Origin of the sequence: Flavobacterium sp. SLB02 (genome assembly GCF_009664855.1) — a bacterium.
Taxonomy (GTDB): Bacteria; Bacteroidota; Bacteroidia; order Flavobacteriales; family Flavobacteriaceae; genus Flavobacterium.
This window is the reverse complement of record NZ_CP045928.1, coordinates 1514552-1536262: the sequence shown is the minus strand read 5'-3', so window position 1 is coordinate 1536262 and position 21711 is coordinate 1514552. Positions and strand designations below refer to the sequence as shown.

Here is a 21711-nt window from a genome sequence, read left to right as displayed (position 1 = left end):
TTTGATTTTCTAAATGATCTAAAAAAAAATCTATTCTCTAGCCTGCTACATTCATTTTTATGAATTTCAGCGTGTCATTTTTCCATTCAAATTCCCACCAAAAAGAAAATTCATCAGAGAACTCGCTTGGGTACAAAGATTCTGCAATATCAGATCCTCCTCTGCTGCTATATTGTACCGTTACATGATTCTTTTCTATCTTTAGCTCATACGCCATTACATAATCACCGTTATCAATAGTTACACTATATAAACCTTTATTTTTCGACCAGTTTACATCCTCAAGATTTAATTTTGTTAAAGCTTCAGTAATATTTTTGTATTGCTTGTTTTGGGTTGTAAATGAATATTTATTTTTTAGGGTAACTTTATCATTACTCAATATTGTAGCTTTAAATATCTTTAACTCATTCATTAACTTATCACGATCTGTTTTAAGTTCAGCTGTTCTTTGCTTAAATAATTGCAAATTTTGCTGTTCAATTGTGTTGTAAACAATTTTCTCATTCTCATTGATTGGTTTATACCATTTTTTATCAGAATAGTAACTGTCTATTTCACCACTTTTGAATTTATATCCTTTTCGGGCGTATAAATCATTGGTAAGAAAACGCAATTCATCTACGCTTAAGTTTTTTATTTGTTCTTGTTTTATTGTTTTAGACAAACAAGTTTCACAGTCATTAATTGCCTGCGATTGTGCTGTATTAGCAAATAAGATTACCAGGAGTATTAATTGTAATTGCTTCATTTTTGTATTAATTAAAGATGTAATGCTAAAGAATCTAATTTTTTATATTCTTGCTTCAGCAATATTTCTAAAGGTTTTATCTTAGTATAATTTACGGAATCCTCTTCTCTATTGATCAATTTATATTCTTTATCTGCATTTATTGTTATTACAACATCTGAACTATCATATTGAATACGACGTTTACCACTATTAATACGCTTAAAATCTACCAACTTGATGCTATTTATTATTTTTTTCCATCTATCGCTGGATGTAACTTCAGATCTGGTTTTTGTTTCTTTATAATTTGCCCATAGGTACTTTGTCGAATCTTTTGAAATTAAAAGACTGAAACTGGCAGCGCCCTTACCTCCATTTTCGATACTATAAGAAACGGAATAAATAGTGTCAGCAGTATTTCGTTTACAGGAAACAATTGCTATTAAAAACAACACAAATAAAATTAAAGGTATGTTCATTTTTTCGAAACTAAATCATCAATAATTAATTTTAAATTGTTTATTTCCTTACGATTACATCAGTATTGTTTACAAATAATAGTTGCTCCATATTATCCATTTTAGTAAGTGATAATATGCCATTTTTGTTTTCGTTGATTGCATTTATTCTAAAACAAAATTCATTTCCGTCTTTGTCCATTAATGTTATAAATTCAATAGTCTCAGATAAATAATTTTGACAGGAGTGCGAAATGGTATAGCGATACATGACCTTAAAAATGTTTTTATTATAGTTGTAGACTTTTCCATCCTGACTGAAAACCCATTTCGTATCCCGGTTTTGATCCATGTACCAGGTTCCGATAATTTTTTTTGATGAAGGGTCTTCACTTTGATTTTGTCCTGAGATTGTAGGTATTTGCAATAACAACAGTAAAATTAAAAATAGTTTTTTCATCATTTTTAGTGTTTAATGGTTTGTTTGATATTTATTTTGAAAGTTTCCTTCTTACAAAAATAATATTTATTACCACTACTCTTCTTCATATTCCCCGTCATCATCATACGAAAGATAAGACCAGTCAATATCTAAATTCTCTAAAATACTATCGAAACGATCCTGATGGCTTGTTCCTATAAAAGCTGCCGTGCAATTATTATCTTGATCAAAAGACAGACTGATCAGCTCATTGTAATGTTCAGTATATACTTTTTGATTATCACGACTTATATCCGGTATTAAGATCCAGTTTTGCTCAACAAACTTTACAATATCTGAATCAATTGCACCAAAATAATTTCCGTTATATTTTAGTCCGCCCAAAGTGCCATTAAAAACAGCCATAAAAAGAAAAAAAATCTCAGTGGTTTGGGTTTCAATTTCCCAGTCCGATTTTTCAATGGTATCATAATTGCCATATATTGGCGGATTATCTAACTTTAAATCTTCTTTTTTGATTCCCCAAAATGCTACAACTTGGTTTTCTTGGTAAATAACCAAATATCCATCGTCTGAATAACCAATTTCGCTTTCTAGTTTCAAAAGCCTGTTAAAAGAGTGATTTAGGTTTTCTTATTTTCCTAATTCCAGATAATATTCTTTAAGTTTTGCCGGAAGCGTTACCTCTAATTTTTTTTCAAGTTCAAGAATCTCAGCTTCCGAAAATCCATAATTTTCATTTTCCGAAAGGTTATAAAGGCGTTTAATTTTTTGTATTATGGTCATTTGAATTATTGTTTAAATCTAAGTTGCGCAGAGATTACCTTTCCAAAAAAAACTCCAATTGCTTAAAAACCGGAATCAAAGATTTTCCTTTTTCAGATAAATTATATTCGATATGAAGTGGTTTCAGCTTGATCACATTTTTGTCTAAAATTCCAAAATCTTCCAGCTCGCGAAGCGCCACGGCGATAGATTGTTTATTAGCTCCTTTAATATCTCGTAGAAGTCCATTGAAGCGCAAAGGACCATTAACCGCCAACAAAAAAATCTGTGGTTTCCATTTTCCGGATAACAATTTTAGAAGCCCTTCTGCCGGACATTCATTTTCTTTTTGAGATTTATTTTCTGTAGTCATATTTTTTAGACTAATTGACTTGTGATTAAAGATGAGCGAAGTTTGCAGTAAAATTATAAAATTAAAAACCGAAGCGTAAATTTAAAACAGTTATTTATGAAAATACTGTCGCTATTATTAATCCTGATGTACAGTTTTAGCTGCCAATCACAAACCACCTCAAAAATGAACGAAAATAAAATAAATCCATTATTATGCGATCCCGAAACCGGAACATGCGAAATGCCTGTTGATGAAAAACTAAATAAGAATGGCACAATTACAACAGAAAACAAACCGGTAAAAATAGTATATTATACAGATCCTATCTGCTCCTCGTGTTGGGGAATTGAGCCACAATTGAGAAAACTAAAACTCGAATATGGACATTATATCGAGATTGATTATCGAATGGGGGGCCTATTACCCGACTGGTCTTACAACAGCGGCGAAATAAGCAAACCAGCAGATGTGGCACATCATTGGGATGAAGCAAGTTTACATTACGAAATGCCAATCGATGGAAATGTATGGCTTGAAGATCCTCTCGATTCCTCATATCCGTCTTGTATTGCCATGAAAGCGGCGCAAATTCAGAGTAAGGAAAAAGCAATAAAATTTATGCGAATTCTTCGTGAGAAATTATATCTCGAAAAGAGAAATATTGCAAAATGGGAAAACATTGCCCAGGCCGCTGAGCTTGCCGGTCTTGATCTTAATAAATTAAAAACCGATTATGACGGTAAGGCAAAAATTCTTTTTCAGGACGATTTGACTTATGGGAGAACACTTGGCGTAAGAGGTTTTCCAACTTTATTTTTTTCTGATGCAAATAATAATCAGCTAACGGTTTACGGTTCTAAACCTTACGCATCGTATGAAAACGCTATATTAGCTTTATATCCTGATGCCAAAAAGAAAATATTTATAGCTGCAAATTCTTTAGCCCTTTTTGAAATTTATCCCACTTTGGCTCCAAAAGAATACGCTGTGATTTTGGATAAATCGTATTCTGAAGCGACAACTATTTTAGAAAGCTTATACGAAAAAGGAGAATTGAATAAAAAATCAATCAGGAATGGTTCACTTTATAGTAGAAAATAACCTAAAAATAAAAAGTCGCAAGGCATTCTTTGCGACTTTATCACATCCTTTAAAAGCCTTAGTTAACTCATTAAAAGACAATTAAACTCAATTAGCAATAAGAGAATCTTTTGGATCGCAAGGAAAATAAATCGTAATTTCTGTTCCTTCATTCAGTTTACCAACTGCGCGAATATTTCCGTGGCAGGTTTGCATAATTTTTTTGCATAATGCCAGTCCAACACCTGAACCATCGTATTTTTCAAGTGTATGTAACCTGGTAAATATTTTAAAAATAGATTCGGCATATTCCTGTTCGAAACCAATACCGTTATCAGTAAACTTGACCCAATTACAATATACTTTATTAGAATATTCATTGATTTCCGGTTCTTTTGAAGCTGTTACTTTAATTACCGGAAGTCGGTTTACGGAGGCGTATTTTAATGAATTTTGCATGATATTTGAAAATAACTGCTTCATCAAAAACGGAACTGCATGTACTTCAGGCAAACTTTCACATTCAAAAGTAGCTTTGTTTTCCTGGATTATTTCCTTCATATCCTGCAAAGTTTCTTCCATAATCGTATTAAGGTTTACTTTTTGAATAGATTCTTTGGTATGTTTTATTCGGGTATATTTAAGGATATCTATCAATAAATTCTGCATTCTATTTGCCGATTTGGTCACTCGCTGTAACGAATCTATTATCGCCACCGAAGGAATTTCGGTAGTATCTGATAATACTTTCGAAGCAATAAACTGAATCTTACGTAAAGGTTCCTGCAAATCGTGCGTACTAATCCAGTTAATGTTTTCCAGTTCCAGATTTGTTTCTTTTAATACATCACTCAGATTTCGGTATTTCTCCTCCTCTTCACTAAGCAATAACATTATAATCTGATTATGAAGAGAATGTGCATAACTTGCCGCTGCATTTAGCTCCGGTTGTAACCAGGCTTTACTTTGATGTTTTATAATCTGTTTCCATAAATTGAATGAATTTCTGGGATGCAGTCCTTTACTATCGATAATAATGGCTTTTTCAGGATCTCCGGCCCAATTGATCACAGCAACCGTTTCCGGCCTGTACCATATAATATTGTTGCCATCCCCCAAAGCATAATAAATTATTCCAGATACATGCTCGTAACTCTTTAAATCTGTTACAAAATTGCTCAGTTTATTGGTACTGAATGTTTTTCCGTACTCATTATCATGCATGCTTAGAATGATCTTTTCGATCTCCTGATCAGATGGCGTTATTCCGTTTTTATACATTTTATTTCCAATACAAATAGAAACTCCTGTAGCATTACAAAGCTTTAACAATTCAGGATTAGCGCAAATAATCTCGAAAGAGTCATGTACTAATGGAAGATTTAAATCCGTTAATCGTTCCAGGGCTTTATTGGTTTTACGGGCAATCTCATATTCATCATTCGATTGTCTTAAATCGATTTGAGAAGTAATAAATTGTCCCTGAAGTTTGGCTGCCAGTCTAATTTCTGGAGAAATATTTTTAGGCGAATAATGATGACAGGCAATAAGTCCCCATAATCTGCCGTGATGAATAAGCGAAATGGTAAGTGTTGCGCCAACGCCCATATTTTTAAGATATTCAACATGAATTGGCGATGTACTTCGCAGCGAAGAGAGACTCAGATCAAGATTCTTATTTTCTTTGTCATCAATAGTAAAAATGGGAACCGGTTCGTAACCAATATCAACAATAAGACGCAAAAGATTTTTCATATACAATTCTCTCGCCTGAACCGGAATATCAGTATGAGGATAATGAAGTCCTAAAAATGGTTCCAGATCTTCCCTGCAATCTTCAGCAAAAATTTCACCGTTATAATCCTCATCAAAACGATAAATCATTACACGATCATATCCTGTTATTTCCCTTGTTCCCTCTGCAACAAGTGCGCATAACTCTTTTAATGATCGGGTATTATTCATATTAGACACAAACTGAATGGTCTGCGCGTAAATATTGGCCAATTGTTCTTTGCCTGTAGATTGTGGCTCTGCTTCAAGCACATAAATAGCACCAGATTTATGTATCGTAATCTGAAATGCTATTCCTTTTAGTTCGACTTCAAGCGGAAAAACAAGTTGCTCTTTTTGATTGTGTACATAATCATAAAGCTCTTTTTGTGCTGGTGCTCCAAAAATTTTACTGAATTTATGTCCTAATAATTCATCGTACGTTAAATCGAGAAACAAATTAATATTGGCAGTACAAAATTCAATTTTCCAATCTAAATCAATTCCTAACAAAAAACCATGCGGCTGAATACTTCCCGGAATATGTATGGGTTCATGCTCACAATTTGTTAGTGTGACCAAATCGCGGTTAACAATATCCTTAATCTTCATTGTTGGCCGTATTCAAAAAATGGTTGTAAATAGTATCAAAAGCATAAACAGCACCATTTATGATCTCGTCCTGGCAATTATTTTGCTGTTCGTATGCTGTAAGCTGGTTTAAAAAAGTTTTCCAATAACTTCCTGTTTTATTACCGTAACCTGTAAAATACGAAACTCCCTGCTGCTGATCTAATCCCGGAATTGTTTCAATATTTTTTAGAATAAAACGCCCTCCAAGCGAGGATCCTTCTATAACATAGAGAATACCCAGTGCAAATGGAACATTTATAGCCTTATTGCTAAAAACCCAAACTGTATTATTTTTTGTGTAATGTAAAAAAGAAAGATCTTTATTTATTAATTGCGTTTTTTCTCTTTCTGCTAAATCTGCAATATGATCTTTTAGCAAAGGAAAAACAATTTCCTGAGCGCTATAATGTACATCATACATTAGAGATAAATAATGGCAATAGTCAGCTATCTTCATTTGAGGAGAAAGTATAGATGCTGAAACCGGAAGACTTTCAAGCTTTTTATGCGCTGTTACTGTTTGATTTTTTAGCTTATCTAAAAAATCAACATTTATAGTGGAATCTAAATTGTTAGTCATTGTAGTAGATTGTAGAAATATAAATTAATTTTGGACGATATGCCATCTAATTCATGTTTTTAGGTAATGTGAAAAACACCATTATGGCATTCTGGTAAATGTAGCATTTTAATCGGTAAAATTTTAAACGGTTTATTTAAAATAACATTTTACTGTGCATTTAAAGGCCTAAAACTGATTTAAATCTTATATTTATACCTCTTCCAAAATCAATTCTGAAACTGCATCAATAGCCTGATCAACGATGCTATCAGGTTTTCCTTTAAATGTAAATTGTCTGGCGATTTCCTTATCGGGAAAGATAATATGAACAAAAATGGTTCCTACAGGTTTGCGTGGGGTTTCACTTCCACCCGGCGTTGTGAGCCCGGTTAAGGCAACACAAATATCAGACAGAACATAACGATGGAAATTCTGTGCCATTAACTTGGTAACAATGGCTGATTCTGCGGTATGTTTTCTAATTGTTCCCTGCGGAATCAAAAGCAAATCTTCTTTCATTGAGGTATGATAACAAACCATTCCACCAATGAGGATTTGTCCCGAATTGATCACGGTCGAAAATTCATAACTTAATTTTCCTGCCGAGGCACTTTCTACAAAAGCGATGGTCCAATTTTTTTTTATTAGAGCCTGGCAACATGCAGTCACTTTTTCTGAGGCCATATTATTATCTAATTAATTATACTTATTTATTCTCCTGTTTCGCTATGAGGCGCGTCTACAGGTTTAGATTGTGAAGATCCTTTTTGTCTTAAAAAAATAGACAATACTATAATGGCAAAAACCGAAAGAAATTCGCTTTGCCAATTCTGAAAAGATTCAAACCAAAATCTTGATTCTCCCAGATAATCCACCAAAGAAAGTTGTGGATTTCCTTTTAAAACATTCGCTGTATTTTCGTCTTTTAAACTTCCATAAAAATGAAGTACAAAAGAAGCAAAAAACAGCAAAAACAAACTGATTGTCAATGAGTTTTTATATAGCCAAAGCCAAACTCCTCCTTTTTTCACCGGCCATGGTGCGCCTTTTCGGTTGGGTGAAGGCTCACGGTCAACTTCTTCATCTCCATCAAAACCTTTAGATTCTGATGATCCTTTTTGTTTGAGAAAAATAGTAAGCCATACTAACAAAGCCATTTGTAGAAACTCACTTTCCCAATTTTCGAAAGTCGCTTCTATGAAATGTCCGGTGGTCAGATAATTGCTCATCGTAACTGCATGACCACCGTTTTCTAAAAGCCCTTTGTTATATTCTTCTATACCAAAAAATATCTGACCTATAAAGGCACCGATAAAAAGTAACAGAAACACAATCGACAAACTGTTATGGTAGAAAAACTTTTTCATTTCCTGCTTATTAGAAATTACATTTCTAAAAAATTATTCTTTTTTTAATAACTCTTCTCTTTCCCAGAAACGGTGTCTTCCCATTGCTTTTATAAAAGAAGTGGCCAAAGCCTTATCCCCTATTTTTTCGCTGGTTAAAATTCCCGCATCTTTGTGCACGTCGTCTTTTAAAGGAAGAACCTGAACGCCCTGACCTTCGGCTGCGATAAACTTACAGTGATGGTAAGCATCTTTTATAAATTCACCTACTTCTTTCTTGTTTTTAAGTGCCAAAATTCCTTTTCCTGCCGGAATATAAACAGCATCAAACAATACCGAAGCGGCAATAAGATAACTTTGATCTACAGCAATTTCCAGACCTTCTTCTGATACAATTGTACCTAAATGCGGTGCGATAATTACAGCTTTTGCTCGGGCATCTTTTAAGGCTAGTTTCATGGTTTTTACAGATTCTGCATTTACGCCTTCTGCACATAAAAAAGCAACTTGTCTTGTGGCAATAGTATTCGAAATAGTTGGATTTTTCAACATACTTAAAGCATCCGAATTATCTATAGATTGTTTTACTTCTCTCGGCTCTTGTTTCCCTTCATCATCAGCTCCAACGCCTTGATTAATTGGTTTTTCAAGTTCAGTTGGTACATTCATACCTAATGCCTTACCTACTTTTGTCGCCAGATTTTTATCGATTTGAGAAATTAATCCCAAAATACGTTCTCTAATGGCTTTTGTTTCTACTTTTCCTAATTCAAAAGACAAAGCCTCTCCAATATGGTTTTGCTCAATTGGCGTTTGGCTGTTGAAGAAAAGTTTTGCCTGGCTAAAATGGTCTGAGAAACTCTCGCTTCTTTCACGTATTTTTTGCGCATCGATTCGTTCGTTGAAACTACTAAAACCTCCTTCGTCTATTTTTGCCTGAAACGGACAACCACCGCCTAATGAATTAGGATGATAACTCACACGACCGGTTGGAATTTCCTGGCGCATATGTCCGTCACGCTGATTGTTGTGCATAGGCGCAACAGTACGGTTGATTGGGATTTCATGAAAATTAGGACTTCCTAATCTTGATAATTGCGTATCGGTATATGAGAATAATCTTCCTTGTAATAAGGGATCATTCGAGAAATCGATTCCAGGAACTACATGTCCTGGGTGAAAAGCAACCTGCTCTGTTTCTGCAAAAAAGTTATCCGGATTTTTATTCAGAACCATTTTACCTATAATTTGCACGGGAACCAGTTCTTCCGGAACCAATTTGGTTGGGTCCAAAAGATCAAATTCGAATTTATGTTCGTCGGCTTCAGGAATGATTTGTACGCCTAATTCCCATTCAGGAAAGTTTCCGCCTTCAATGGCTTCCCATAAATCCTGCCTGTGAAAATCGGAGTTTTTACCTGATATTTTTTGTGCTTCATCCCAAGCTACAGCGTGAGTTCCTAATTTAGGTTTCCAATGAAATTTCACGAAATACGATTCGTTATTTTTATTTATGAATCTAAAGGTGTGTACTCCAAAACCTTCCATCATTCTTAAACTTCTGGGGATTGCCCTGTCGCTCATTACCCACATAATCATGTGCATCGATTCTGGCATTAAAGAAATAAAATCCCAAAAAGTATCGTGAGCCGATGCTGCCTGAGGCATTTCGTGATGTGGTTCGGGTTTTACTGCGTGTATTAAATCAGGAAATTTCATGGCATCCTGAATAAAAAAGACAGGCATATTGTTTCCTACCAAATCATAATTTCCTTCCTGTGTGTAAAATTTAACCGAGAATCCGCGTACGTCACGCGCTAAATCGGTTGAACCTCTTGAACCTGCGACAGTTGAAAAACGGACAAATACAGGCGTTTTGATGCTTTTATCGTTAAGAAAACCGGCTTTGGTATATTTCTCCATCGACTCATACAATTCAAAATAACCGTGAGCTGCCGAACCTCTTGCATGTACGATTCTTTCGGGAATACGTTCGTGATCAAAATGGGTAATTTTTTCTCTAAGAATAAAATCTTCCAGTAAAGATGGTCCTCTTTCACCAGCTTTTAGTGAATTGTTGTTGTCATTAATTTTCACTCCCTGATTGGTGGTCAGAAATTGATTCTCAGCATTTGATTTATTAAATTCTAAATCTCTTTGTTTTTCATCAGCATGATCCTGACTTGGTTTCTTTGAATTTTTCATTTTTTTGATAGTTGTTTAGGATTTTAAAAATGGTTTTAAAAAGCAGTTTATATTCTCATTTAATAAGTCATTAAAATAGTCAGCGAGAATTATAAACTGTAACAAGCCTGACAAATGTAGGGTACAATACAACCAACTGCTTACATGATTATAGTCAAAGATTACATCATTTAAACATTTGATAATCAGTTATAAATATTGACTAATTCTTTTAGAAAATAGATTTTTAACTGTGCTGAAAAGTTATATCATTCAACAAAAAACTTACATTATAAGGTGCTGTTAATTATACAATTAGAATATGTTTTTTTGTAAGAAACAAGCAGCATTGAGGAAGTAGATTTGTACCATAACAAACATTTAAAAAAATATCATGAAAACTACAGATCAAAAAAACAGCAGCACCTCGACATCCGGTGCAAAGTCTATGGACAAAAAAATAGACAAAAAAGAAACATCTGCAAAAAGAGAAACTAAACCAAATGAAAAAGATGGGAAGAAGCCTTCGGCAAAGAAGTAATTAATTCTAAAGTATACTAACTATGGAAAATGAAAACAATAAAAATTACGGTCAGGAAAATCGTGATTTTAATCAGGACTTAGACACACTTATTGATAAGGAAAATGCTAATCAGGATGAAAAATACCAGATTCAGGAAGAATTTATCGATGATGTTAATCACCAAACAAACGATTATAACAGAAACGAAAATAATCCTGACGGAGAACCTATTCTAAACGGAGAAGATCAAATCACGAATGACGAAGATCCGGAAGATTTGGATAATGCAGTAGAAAAAGACGGCGATCTGGATGATGATGATTCAGAAAATGATGAAAATCTGAGAGATATTGAAGAGGATTTAGACGAGGTATCCCACGATCCTTTTCCGAGTACGAATCCGGAAAATTTCTAGAAATCATGAAATATTATAGTTAGATAACCGTTAAGCACTTAAAACTTAACGGTTATTTTTTGTAAATTGAAATCTGAAATTTGCTATAAAATTCTATAATAAAAAATTAAAACTATGTAATCTATTTAAATGCAAATTGATGTAATTTTAAGCTATTGGTTTTAAACAAATTATAATCGAGTAAGAAAATGCATTTGTATGATGGAGATAACAATTCAAATTGTCTGGTTATTTGTTCTGGCTATCCCGATAGCTTGCATCAGCTGGACTGTAACGCATGAAGAAATATTTAAAGAGCCTCGCGAATGGTGTGTAAAACATTCTAAAAATGATAAGACAATTTTGTCCAGAAAGGTTTTTTATCTCTTTACCTGCGAATACTGTTTTAGCCATTATGTCACAATTGCTTTTTTAATCCTTTGTAATTATAAACTTTTGCTAAATGATTGGCGTGGCTATATTTTGGCAGGATTTTCGCTTGTTTTTATGGCTAATGTCTATATGAGCCTTTTTGCTTTATTGAGACAGGCTATTAAAAAAGAAAAAGTAGAAATCGAAAAAATTGAGAACCAGACAGATGGCGATAAGCTATCTGCATAAAAAAAAGTATAACTAAATAAATTGAAAACTTATGGAAAATTTAAATTTTATAGATCCATTATTACACGGAATTACCCCTGAAAAAACAAATAACAAAATACCAAACCTTTCTGCAAAACAGCTTGCCTGCGCTGGAGTTAGTTCTCTTATAGTTGGCGCTGTACTAAAAAAAGCGGGACAAAATAAAGTAGGTAACCTTATTGGAGGTCTTGCTTTACCATTATTGGCGTCAGCAGCTTACAAACAATTTACCAAGGTATCTAAAGCAAAGAAAGAACTTACTGATAGTAGTGGTATCGAATACAATCACTAAAAATTTCTTTTAGTTTAAATAAGAAACCAAAAAAAATATTTGTCAGCCACGAATTCACGGATCATGCTACATCATCAGCTAGAAAGATTCCTGAATTCGTGGCTTTTAAATTTTGGAAATAAAAAAAGCCTGAATATTTACAGGCCATTTACATTCTTAAGATTCAACTTAACTTCTATTTTTTAGTGGGACTTTTTACGGTATCCAATCGAACAGGATTAGCTGTTGGATCTGATACTATTTTAGTTGTATTGGGTTGTTGTTGTTTCCCTGTCGCTGCTTTATGTACTGTATTCTTTATGGCCAAGATTTTTTACAGTATCTTAAGCCACAGCATTAACCCTTGGATCTGATACTGGGGGTAAAAACATAAACCAATTTTAATTTAAAGCCTTGACATCTGAGCTAATTTACTTCAATTAAAATCAATTTATAAGCTTATACTGCCAATGATTATTTAATTTGAATATTTCCTTCGACCCAATTTAAAGCTTTGTTGAATTCTAATTTTTTAAATCCTTTAAATTCTCCGGGAACGACAAAACTAAAACCGTTTGTAAAAGTTATGATTTCCTCAGAATCTGTTACAATTGCTGCCCTATTCCATTTTCCTAAATGTTTTAATCCTAGTAAAGCATCCTGCAACCAGGCACCGGCTGTAAAATTCTGAATATCAGTGTCGAGAACTAATAAAAAGTTGACTTCGTTACTTTGCTTAACTAAATGCTCTACAGCGGGAACAACTACGCTAAGAAAGTCTTCTTTTGTTACTTCGGCCAAAGCTCTAAAAGCTACAATATTGTCTGTTGTATCGATTTGATGTATCATTTTATGCGATTTTTTTGAATTAGTGATTCTTGAATTTTTATACTTTTTGAAATTTTCGAAGGGTTGAAAATTACTATCAAATTTAGTTATAGAATTGGTTTTGAATCTTATAAGATCTCGGTTGAGTTTTATATTATAACTACTTTGTTTTTGAGGTGTAAAGGTTCGGAGGTTTTCTCATTGTGGGTTTTGCCTATGAAAGATGCATTTTTATTCTTGAAAGATAAACCCGGTAAATCCTCTTTTGAAAACTACACGCACATAAGGAATAGAGCTAAGTTAGCGAAGTAGCAGCGAAAGCCCGACAGTATCCCGATAAGAGGGCGTATACGCGCAAGGTAACTTTTTCCTCCTATCGGGATGGTGAATCCCCTATTGTTAAGGCTCTGAGATACTATGCTGCTAAGGTTCTATTTTTTTTAGCGCTTGAGATTAGTTGTAAAGGTTCAAAGGTTTTTACTTTATGTATAACCTTGAGAACTAAAAAGACAAAAGCCTGTCTCTTTCGAAACAGGCTCTTTGTAAAAAAAAATAAACTAACACAAAACTTTTAATTATATCCTTGATTTTGTTTGAATACCTTTTGGTCAATTACGGTTTGTGGAATTGGAAATGCTCTTCTAAAGGGTTGAGAAGCAGCTTTTGCAGTTCCGGCTAAATCGAATTTTCCAAAACGGATACTTTGTGGTCTTCTTTGTAATTCCCAGTACAATTCGAAACCTAATTCTTTGTACAATTGCGCTGCATCTAAAGACGTAAGGGCTTTCCCCGGAGCATTACCAAATAATGACTCTCTTTTTCTGCTTGTACGCAGTGTATTAAGATCGATCATGGCTAAACCTGTGCTTCCTTTTCTAAAATAAGCTTCGGCTCTCATGGCATAAATTCCTCCTAAACGGAATAATGGAATATCGACATTACTGTTACCATTTCCTCCTTCAGGATCAAATTCGTATTTAAAAACACGGGCTCCCTGATTGATTTCGTTTTGAGCAAAAACAGATTTAGTAGGGTCTGCAAATGTTAATGATGGGGTAAAATTCATTCTTGTACCGGTACTTTTTTCCATAAATAATGGAGAAACTTTGATACGGTTACCTACCATTTCAAGAGATCCTGAAGGCAATAATATTGGGCCGTATTGAAGTCCTGCCTGGATTCCTCTGTTGAAATGGAACCATGGCAAAGCCGGGCTGCTTTTAGGTACGATATCTGTTGCAGGAACACTTACATCTGTACCATCGTTCATGAACCATGTACCATCAGCATATTGGTAATGTTGTTCAAATCGTGGATCGTCATGATTGCCATCCCATGATGCGTAGAATTCAGGTGTTGTACAAGCTGCATTTGTTCCTCTGTTTGCAGCAGATGTTCTCTGGTTACGCTCCATACACACATATGCAAAACTGTTTGAACCGTTACGGATGTAATCTATTTTTTGAGAAATGGCAAAAATAAGCTCTTTACCGTTATTGTTGTCTCTTGCAAAGTTTTTGAAAAAGTCACTTTCTAAACTGAATTTTCCTGAATCGATTAGTAACGACGTGTAATAAATAACACGATCCATATCTGTTCCTGCGCTTCCTGTTACAGCTGGTTCATTGAAATTGAAATTTGATGATGCATTGTAACGATCTTTGAATACAGCACGATTTAAATACATGTTGGCTAAAAAAGCATAAGCGGCTTGTTTGGTAAATCTTCCCTGATAGGTTCTCTGCGTTCCAATATCAGCTAAATCAGGAATTAAAGCCTCAACATCTGTAATTAATTTATCTATTTGAGTATCAGCTTTTAAAATTTGTAAAGTCGCTTTTGCATCCATTGGATCTTTATATGGAGCCTGTGCGTATAAATCCAAAGTGGTATACGTGTAAAAAGCCATAAGTGCTTTTGCTTCTGCAGCATATAATTTCTTTTCGGGAATTGAACTTTGTTCAGCCGATTGTATAGCCGTTATACAACGTGTAATACCATTTGTTAATAAATCCCAGTTACCTACAATGATTGAATTGGTAGAGCTCCAGGTAAATTCGTGCATATCTCTCCATTTTCCGCCATCTCCCCAGTCACTTCCACGAGTTGGTAAAATAGCTTCATCTGTAGTGTATTCCTGCATGGCAAAAATGGCTCCATGATCAACGAAAGTTCCGTCACCCAATCTGTCATAAGCCGCAGCAAGTGAACCCGCTGGATCTGAAACTGTATTTCCAGGTATTTCATCTAAAAAAACTTCATCCAGATCAGTACAGCTGTTTAGTAGAAAAATAAAAGAAAATAATGTTAAAAATTTTATGCTTAATAATGTCTTTGTCTTCATAATTTATAATTTTAAAGTTGCTCCGAAACTGAACGTTCTCGAAGTTGGATAAGCTGCGTAATCAATTCCAATAGATTGGTTACCGTCGGTTGCTTTAGGCGTATTTACTAATGGATCAAATCCTGTATAATTTGTAATTGTAATTAGGTTATTTCCTGTAACATAAAGTGTTAAGCCATTAATCCAGTTCAATCCTTTCAAATCAAAATTGTAACCTATACGTGCCGCATTTAATCTTATAAAATCAGACTTTTCTAAGAAAAGCGTAGACAAAATTGGTGAGTTTGTTGGATTTGCCCCTGACTCATAATATCCTGTTGCCACGTTACGATCTGATGCTAAGTTATTAATATTCAAAGCATTCAATCCTGTATTATTCAACAAATAACCGCCCGTTTGCCCAATAATTGAGAATGAAAAACTAAAGTTTTTATATCTCATATCACTGTTGAAACCGTAATAAAAAGTCGGTAAAGCTCCTTCGATAATAATCCTGTCGCTGTTATCAATTTTACCGTCTCCGTTCTGGTCTTTAAATACGTTTGCTCCATTTTGATCAAAACCAGTGTGCTCTAACAAATAAAATGAACCAGCCGAATAACCGCTTTTGTAAATATTAGCATTAACCCCTGATTGTCCAGGACCAGAAATAGCACCTGTTAAGATCTCTGAAAGCGGTAAGTTTTCAATTTTGTTGTTTAATGTTGATCCATTCACATCAACATTCCAAGTGAAATCTTTTCTATCGATGATTTTAGAACCCAGCATAATCTCAATACCCTTGTTAACAATTTTACCGTCAATATTTGTCCAAATAAATTTTGTCTGACTCAAAGGAGTTGAAGGTATATACAAAATAGCATCTGTAGTTGTTTTATTAAAATAGTCTACAGTTCCATAAAATTTGTCATTCCACAAATTAAAATCAAGACCTACATTATATTGTGTAACAACTTCCCATTTTAAATCTGGATTTGCTGTTCTGGAAACAGAAACACCATTTACAAGATTTAAATCATCATTTAAATAATATCCGTCCGGGCCAGCCAAAGAGTAACTTGCCTTAGTTTGTTTATTGGGTACTTCTTGATTTCCTGTTTGTCCCCAGCTTGCTCTAAGCTTTAGGTTATTGATTGTTTGAGAATCTTTCAGGAAATTTTCATTAGAAATATTCCATCCTAAAGCAAATGAAGGGAAATAACCATATTTGTTATTATCTCCAAAACGTGTAGAACCATCAGCTCTCATAGAAGCTGTTAATAAGTATTTATTATCAAAACCGTAATTTAATCTTCCAAAATAAGACTGCAATTCGTTTTCCTGAGCATAACCTGTTGTACCAGACTGCGTTCCTGCAAAACCTGGATTAATAGACGGTTTTACACCTGCTCCCTGCGCTGAAATTCCATCAATACTGAAACTTGTTCCTGATCTTTCAAATTTTTGATAAGAGAATCCGCCAAGAACTTCAAATTTATGTTTATCGAATGCCTTATTATAAGTTAGATAATGCTCAACCAAAGAATTTTTTGAATCAAGATTGTTCTGAACATATTTACCTTTTGGATTTAAATCGGTAAGGTTGGGATAAATTGTAGTATTTCTTTCTGATGTAGAGCGATCTACGCCAATATTTAATTTATATTCTAATCCGTCAATAATTCTCAAAGAAGCCTCTAGATTTCCTAAAACTCTTAATGTACGCGTTTGATCCTCATAAATACTTAATAAATAAGCTGGGTTATAATGTGCGTTCATATTAAAATTGGTGTACTTTCCGTTAGCATCAAAAACTGATCTTGTTGGGTTTGCCATCAAAGTATGCACAATCAATTGTCCGTTAGAACCACCGTCATCACTTGTAGGAACGCCATCATCTGTAGTCTGGCTCGCAGTAAGATTCAGTTTTACTTTTAAACGTTTGTTGTCTAAAAATGATTCAGCAGCATTAATTCTACCCGAGAGACGTTTGAAATTACTGTTATGAATAATACCTTCCTGATCCATTTGTGCAACAGATGCATAATAATTTCCTGATTCTGTTTGTTTTGCAAAAGATAAAGCGTTGTTTGTAGTAATTGCAGATCTAAAAATTACATCCTGCCAATCTGTGTTTCCGCCATGATCAAATGCTTTATCTTTTATAGCGTTTCTATATTGGCCTGCATCTAAAACATCTAATTTATGAGCAACAGTAGAAACTCCCATATAAGAGTCAAAGGTTAATGTTCCTTCGCCTTTAGATCCTTTTTTAGTGGTCACCAAAACAACTCCGTTAGATCCTCTTGCTCCGTAAATAGCCGCAGCAGATGCATCTTTTAAAACTGTAATCGATTCGATATCACTTGTATTCAAAAAGTTTAATGGATTTTTTGCCGTTGAACCTCCAAAACCAACATTAGTTCCGGCAGGGCTTGTATCATCATTGGACAATGGCATACCATCAACAACAAATAAAGGTGTACTTCCGCTTCTGATAGATCCCACTCCACGAATGGTAACGTTTACGCCAGCACCAGGTTCTCCGCTTGTATTCACAACCCGAACACCGGCCACTTTTCCTTGTAATAAATTATCAACAGAAACGTTTACACCTTGCTTAAAATTAGCTGCTTCTAATTGTGTAACAGCTCCGGTAACATCTTTTTTGGCTTGTTTTCCGTAACCCACAACTAAAACCTCACTCAATTCGGCAGTGCTTGGTTCTAATTGAACAGTCATAAAACCAGACTGTGCAGCAAGAACTTTTGTTGTGTAACCTACATAGGAAACTTCGATATTTTTTCCTTCTCCTACAGAAAGTTCAAATACCCCGTCAAAATCAGTAACAGTTGAGTTTGAAGACCCACTTTCGATTACTGTTGCCCCCGGAATTGGCAATTTGTTTTCGTCAACAATTTTTCCTTTTACTCTAATTTTGTCAACCGCTTTTGCAGGAACTGCTCTTGGCACAACTGCTTTTTGAATTAAAACCAATTTACCATTAATGTTGTAATTGAAATTGGCTTTTTTAGAAAGATCACTTAAAATCAATGCCACAGATTCATTCGTGTAATTTACTGTATATGTGGTATTATCAGCAATAATAGCTTGTCCGTAGCTGAATTTATAATCGGTTTGCGCGCTCAATTTTGAAAAAATAGAAACAAGTGTAGCTTTTTCTATTTTATTTTCTATTTTTGATTTTTTTAATGAATTAGTTTTACTAAAACCACTCTCAATGGTCAGTAACGCTAGTACTAAAAAGATGAAACTCTTTAGATTTAAATAAGAAGGTTTAAAATACATGATTTAAGTTATTGGTTTTTTTACGATACTTAATGATAAATGGCAGTTGTTCTCAGCAACTGCTTTTTTGTTTTTAATCCACTTTTACTATTTCGCCATAAACTTTAAATTTTAGGTTTGTGATATAATTTATTTGTTCTAAAACATTCTCTAATGATGCGTCCTTCTTTATGAACACCGTTAATGGCGTTGCCAATACGAGCTTATTTTCATACTGAAATGAAACTCCGTATTTATATTGTAAAACCGTAATTACTTGTTTTAAAGTAGTTTGATTGAGCGTAACATCTGTATTGTACCAATTGACCAAATACGATTTTTCAGCCATTTGTTTGGTTAATTTTTGTGCGATAAACAAAGCTTCTTCATTTGGAACCAAATCAACGCTCTGCCCTTTTACAGAAACATTTACCTTTCCGGTCACGACAATTACCTCACATTTTGATTTTGACATTTGAATGTGAAATGAAGTTCCCACCACTCTGGTTTTAATTTCGCCGGAACTGATAATAAAAGGATGCTTTTTGTCTTTGGCTATTTCAAAAAATGCATTTCCTTTTAGTAAAGAAACCTTTCTTTGCTCGCCCACAAATTTTTCAGGATACTGAAATGATGAATTTGCTGCCAGATAAATTTTCGAGCCGTCACTTAATTGGATAGATTTGGGGGTATCTGACGTTTTAAATGATAATTGCTTTTCGGCTGTAGTAACTGGTTTAAAGTAAAACCCTAAACCAACCAGAAAAAGAATGCTGGCAGCTGCCATATATTTTAAGTAAGGATTGAAGTTTTTCTTCTTTCCTATTCGAATTTGGATATTGTCGTAAATATCATGAGCAACTTGGTCCGGATTTCCCATGGAAGATACATCCCACTTTGATTTTTGATATTCGCTAAAAGTAAAATTATGCAACAAATCTTCTTCTGCTCTTGAAGTTTTATGTCGGGAACTTTTATCGATAAGATATTCTAAACTGTGCTTGATTCTTTTTATCATAATACTTGTTATTACCAATAAGTACCAGAAATGCAAAATCGTACTATCGCCAAATATTATGAAACCATTAACAGAAAGTTATCTTAAAAATTTTGTTTAAAAAAGATCATTGGAGCTAGCCAGGCAAGGTCTTTTAAGCCTTCACGCAATTGTTTTAAAGCCGAAGAAATTTGATTTTTTACCGTTTGTTTCGAAATTCCAAGCTCTTCCGCAATCTGATCAATTGACATATCCTGAAATTTGTACATTAGTAAAACTTCTTTTCTCTTCTCCGGAAGTTTATCTAATAAGCAATACAGTAAATCCATTAATTCAGGATCGATCGAACTGAAATTATCAATAATATAATCTTCGAATTTATCCTCGAGAATCGTCTTGTCGAACTTGTTATTTTGGTAATGTTTGAAGACCTGATTTTTTACGGCCCTGAATAAATAAGGTTCGATGGCATTTATAGTAATGTGGTCTTTTCGTTCCCATAAATCAATAAAAACATCCTGCACGATATTCTGCGCCAAGTCTTTATCCTGAGTCATCGTATAAGAAAATGCATTAAGCTTTTTCCAGTAATCATTATACGCTTTTTCAAAAATTTCAGGGTTTTTCATAACTTATTTCAAGACTGTTTGGTGATGTAAAATAATAAAATGTTATACCAAAGTTTTTTGCCTGAAGGTTATCTTTAAATTAAATAAAGAATTATTTTGATGTAGAAATACTACTATTTCCGGACAATGATTACAATCAGGTTGCGATTTCTTTTTTTTTTAATAACATAAAAATCAAATCCCGTCTTTACATTAGTGTTTTCTAAAAAAGGTAATTTTCTTGTGCTGCGTCCTCAGTATTAATAAAAAATTACACTTCTTAAAACCATGAAACAAATTCTGTTTACCTTATTTCTTGCCGGCGCCCTACATAACAGCGTACAGGCACAAAACGACAATCTAAAAATCAATCAAATACAAGTAATAGGTTCACACAATAGTTACCGCCAGAATATCGAACCCGATTTATACAATCTTATTCAGGCAAAAGATACATCGCGTTCCTTAAAAGGATTGCAATACACACATATTTCAATTACTGATCAATTGAATAAGGGTTTAAGAAATCTCGAAATTGATGTTCAGGGCGATCCTAAAGGCGGGAAATATGCACACCCAAAAGGATTGGATCTGGCAAAATCTGAAAAAGTTTATGACCCAAATGGAGAAATGAACAAACCGGGTTTTAAGGTCTTTCATATGATCGATATTGATTTTAGAACCTCTTGTTACACTTTGCAAAACTGTCTTGGAGAACTAAAAAAATGGTCTGATGCCAATCCTGATCACATTCCGGTTTTTATTACTCTGGAACCCAAAGATGATGATAGTTTTTTAGGTACAAAATCTGAGAAATTTACACCTGAATTGTTCGACGCTTTAGATGCTGAACTTCGCAAAGGTCTCGGCAATAAACTAATCACTCCGGATATGGTTCGCGGAAAATACAAAACCTTAGAAGAAGCAGTCCTGCACAACAATTGGCCAACGCTGAAAAAAGCAAAAGGTAAATTTTTATTTATCTTAGATAATAACGGAACCAAAAGAGACCTTTACGCCCTGAATCATCCATCCTTAAAAGGACGCGCCGCTTTTATATGCGCAGAACCAGGGAAACCGGAAGCCGCAACTTTAATGATCGGCAATTCTGAAGATCCAAAAATTACCGATTTAGTCAAAAAAGGATATATCATTCGTACAAGAGCCGACTCAGATACAAAAGAAGCCCGCAAAAATGATTACACTCACTTTGAAGCTGCCAAAAAATCGGGCGCACAAGTCATTACAACCGATTATTATCTGCCAAGTACTCTCTTCGATTCTCCTTATCAAATTAAGTATGATGATGGTAGTTATGTGAGAGTTAATCCCGTTACTGGGGAGTAATAATTTCACTTTTATTTTGTTTCAGGTTTCAAGTTTTAAATGGTATAAAACCTGAAACTTTTTTATGGCACGCAGATCACACCGATTTATACCAATCGAGACGGATTCTTTACACAAAGTCATTGCGAGGAACAAAGCAACCTTACAAACAATAAGAGA

24 protein-coding genes are annotated in these 21711 nt (G+C 34.2%); 7 read left to right on the top strand and 17 right to left on the bottom strand.

Annotated elements, in window-relative coordinates; all coding sequences use genetic code 11:
* Positions 1–37: 37 nt before the first annotated feature.
* Positions 38–616 carry a YARHG domain-containing protein gene (locus GIY83_RS06145; RefSeq protein ID WP_208685722.1) on the bottom strand — a complete coding sequence of 193 codons (579 nt, stop codon included), beginning with the start codon at positions 614–616 and terminating at the stop codon, positions 38–40.
* Between GIY83_RS06145 and GIY83_RS25165 the strand changes: the two genes are divergently transcribed.
* Positions 567–836 carry a ferredoxin-thioredoxin reductase catalytic domain-containing protein gene (locus GIY83_RS25165; RefSeq protein ID WP_370514240.1) on the top strand — a complete coding sequence of 90 codons (270 nt, stop codon included), beginning with the start codon at positions 567–569 and terminating at the stop codon, positions 834–836. The two genes, GIY83_RS06145 and GIY83_RS25165, sit on opposite strands and share 50 nt — an antisense overlap.
* Here GIY83_RS25165 and GIY83_RS06135 read toward each other — a convergent pair.
* The 5 genes from GIY83_RS06135 to GIY83_RS06115 all read right to left on the bottom strand — a co-directional run bounded on the left by GIY83_RS06135 (position 763) and on the right by GIY83_RS06115 (position 2771).
* Positions 763–1212, bottom strand: coding sequence for a hypothetical protein (locus GIY83_RS06135; RefSeq protein WP_208685719.1), 450 nt, complete (start codon positions 1210–1212; stop codon positions 763–765). The genes GIY83_RS25165 and GIY83_RS06135 overlap by 74 nt on opposite strands.
* 40 nt (positions 1213–1252) lie before the next feature.
* A complete protein-coding gene (locus GIY83_RS06130) occupies positions 1253–1651 on the bottom strand; it encodes a hypothetical protein (RefSeq protein WP_208685717.1) in 399 nt (132 codons plus the stop codon).
* 75 nt (positions 1652–1726) lie between these two features.
* Positions 1727–2236 (bottom strand): hypothetical protein, encoded by a 510-nt coding sequence (locus GIY83_RS06125; protein WP_208685715.1) that lies wholly within the window; start codon positions 2234–2236, stop codon positions 1727–1729.
* Positions 2237–2266: 30 nt separating this feature from the next.
* Positions 2267–2419 (bottom strand): SMI1/KNR4 family protein, encoded by a 153-nt coding sequence (locus tag GIY83_RS06120; protein WP_208685713.1) that lies wholly within the window; start codon positions 2417–2419, stop codon positions 2267–2269.
* Between the two features lie 34 nt (positions 2420–2453).
* Positions 2454–2771: a helix-turn-helix domain-containing protein gene (locus GIY83_RS06115; RefSeq protein ID WP_208685711.1), complete on the bottom strand. Its 318-nt coding sequence runs from the start codon at positions 2769–2771 to the stop codon at positions 2454–2456.
* A 165-nt stretch (positions 2772–2936) separates the two neighbouring features.
* Between GIY83_RS06115 and GIY83_RS06110 the strand changes: the two genes are divergently transcribed.
* Positions 2937–3854 (top strand): DsbA family protein, encoded by a 918-nt coding sequence (locus GIY83_RS06110; protein WP_208687115.1) that lies wholly within the window; start codon positions 2937–2939, stop codon positions 3852–3854.
* Between the two features lie 87 nt (positions 3855–3941).
* On the opposite strand, the gene GIY83_RS06105 is transcribed toward GIY83_RS06110, so the two are convergent.
* The 5 genes from GIY83_RS06105 to GIY83_RS06085 all read right to left on the bottom strand — a co-directional run bounded on the left by GIY83_RS06105 (position 3942) and on the right by GIY83_RS06085 (position 10352).
* Positions 3942–6218, bottom strand: a complete 2277-nt coding sequence (locus GIY83_RS06105) for an ATP-binding protein (protein ID WP_208685708.1) — start codon at positions 6216–6218, stop codon at positions 3942–3944.
* A complete protein-coding gene (locus tag GIY83_RS06100) occupies positions 6208–6819 on the bottom strand; it encodes a biliverdin-producing heme oxygenase (RefSeq protein ID WP_208685706.1) in 612 nt (203 codons plus the stop codon). Before GIY83_RS06100 ends, GIY83_RS06105 begins: the two co-directional genes overlap by 11 nt.
* A gap of 192 nt (positions 6820–7011) precedes the next feature.
* Positions 7012–7485, bottom strand: a complete 474-nt coding sequence (locus GIY83_RS06095) for a CinA family protein (protein ID WP_208685704.1) — start codon at positions 7483–7485, stop codon at positions 7012–7014.
* 26 nt (positions 7486–7511) lie between these two features.
* Positions 7512–8168, bottom strand: coding sequence for a DUF6766 family protein (locus GIY83_RS06090; RefSeq protein ID WP_208685702.1), 657 nt, complete (start codon positions 8166–8168; stop codon positions 7512–7514).
* A gap of 33 nt (positions 8169–8201) precedes the next feature.
* Complete coding sequence (locus tag GIY83_RS06085; RefSeq protein WP_208685700.1) at positions 8202–10352, bottom strand: catalase; 2151 nt, start codon at positions 10350–10352, stop codon at positions 8202–8204.
* A gap of 373 nt (positions 10353–10725) precedes the next feature.
* On the opposite strand from GIY83_RS06085, the gene GIY83_RS06080 reads away from it, so the two are divergent.
* The 4 genes from GIY83_RS06080 (at position 10726) to GIY83_RS06065 (ending at position 12182) form a co-directional block, all read left to right on the top strand.
* Positions 10726–10872, top strand: coding sequence for a hypothetical protein (locus GIY83_RS06080; protein ID WP_208685698.1), 147 nt, complete (start codon positions 10726–10728; stop codon positions 10870–10872).
* Between the two features lie 22 nt (positions 10873–10894).
* Entirely contained in the window at positions 10895–11269 is a 375-nt protein-coding gene (locus GIY83_RS06075; RefSeq protein ID WP_208685695.1) for a hypothetical protein, read from the top strand.
* 198 nt (positions 11270–11467) lie between these two features.
* On the top strand, positions 11468–11869 hold the full coding sequence (locus tag GIY83_RS06070; RefSeq protein WP_228520416.1) for a hypothetical protein: 402 nt from the start codon (positions 11468–11470) through the stop codon (positions 11867–11869).
* 31 nt (positions 11870–11900) lie between these two features.
* Positions 11901–12182 carry a PrgI family protein gene (locus tag GIY83_RS06065; protein WP_194616198.1) on the top strand — a complete coding sequence of 94 codons (282 nt, stop codon included), beginning with the start codon at positions 11901–11903 and terminating at the stop codon, positions 12180–12182.
* Positions 12183–12357: 175 nt separating this feature from the next.
* Here the strand turns inward: GIY83_RS06065 and GIY83_RS25090 are convergent, their stop codons facing one another.
* The 6 genes from GIY83_RS25090 to GIY83_RS06040 form a co-directional block, all read right to left on the bottom strand.
* Entirely contained in the window at positions 12358–12489 is a 132-nt protein-coding gene (locus GIY83_RS25090; RefSeq protein WP_255474395.1) for a hypothetical protein, read from the bottom strand.
* 146 nt (positions 12490–12635) lie between these two features.
* The gene (locus GIY83_RS06060) at positions 12636–13010 is read right to left on the bottom strand and encodes an STAS/SEC14 domain-containing protein (RefSeq protein WP_208685693.1); all 375 of its coding nucleotides are present in this window, start codon (positions 13008–13010) and stop codon (positions 12636–12638) included.
* Between the two features lie 550 nt (positions 13011–13560).
* A complete protein-coding gene (locus tag GIY83_RS06055; protein WP_194616200.1) occupies positions 13561–15333 on the bottom strand; it encodes a RagB/SusD family nutrient uptake outer membrane protein in 1773 nt (590 codons plus the stop codon).
* A 3-nt stretch (positions 15334–15336) separates the two neighbouring features.
* Positions 15337–18621, bottom strand: a complete 3285-nt coding sequence (locus GIY83_RS06050; RefSeq protein WP_208685691.1) for a TonB-dependent receptor — start codon at positions 18619–18621, stop codon at positions 15337–15339.
* A gap of 73 nt (positions 18622–18694) precedes the next feature.
* A complete protein-coding gene (locus GIY83_RS06045; RefSeq protein WP_208685684.1) occupies positions 18695–19618 on the bottom strand; it encodes a FecR family protein in 924 nt (307 codons plus the stop codon).
* 83 nt (positions 19619–19701) lie between these two features.
* A complete protein-coding gene (locus GIY83_RS06040) occupies positions 19702–20226 on the bottom strand; it encodes an RNA polymerase sigma-70 factor (protein ID WP_194616203.1) in 525 nt (174 codons plus the stop codon).
* A gap of 267 nt (positions 20227–20493) precedes the next feature.
* Here GIY83_RS06040 and GIY83_RS06035 point away from each other — a divergent pair, with 267 nt between their 5' ends.
* Entirely contained in the window at positions 20494–21552 is a 1059-nt protein-coding gene (locus GIY83_RS06035; protein WP_208685682.1) for a phosphatidylinositol-specific phospholipase C1-like protein, read from the top strand.
* Positions 21553–21711: the final 159 nt, after the last annotated feature.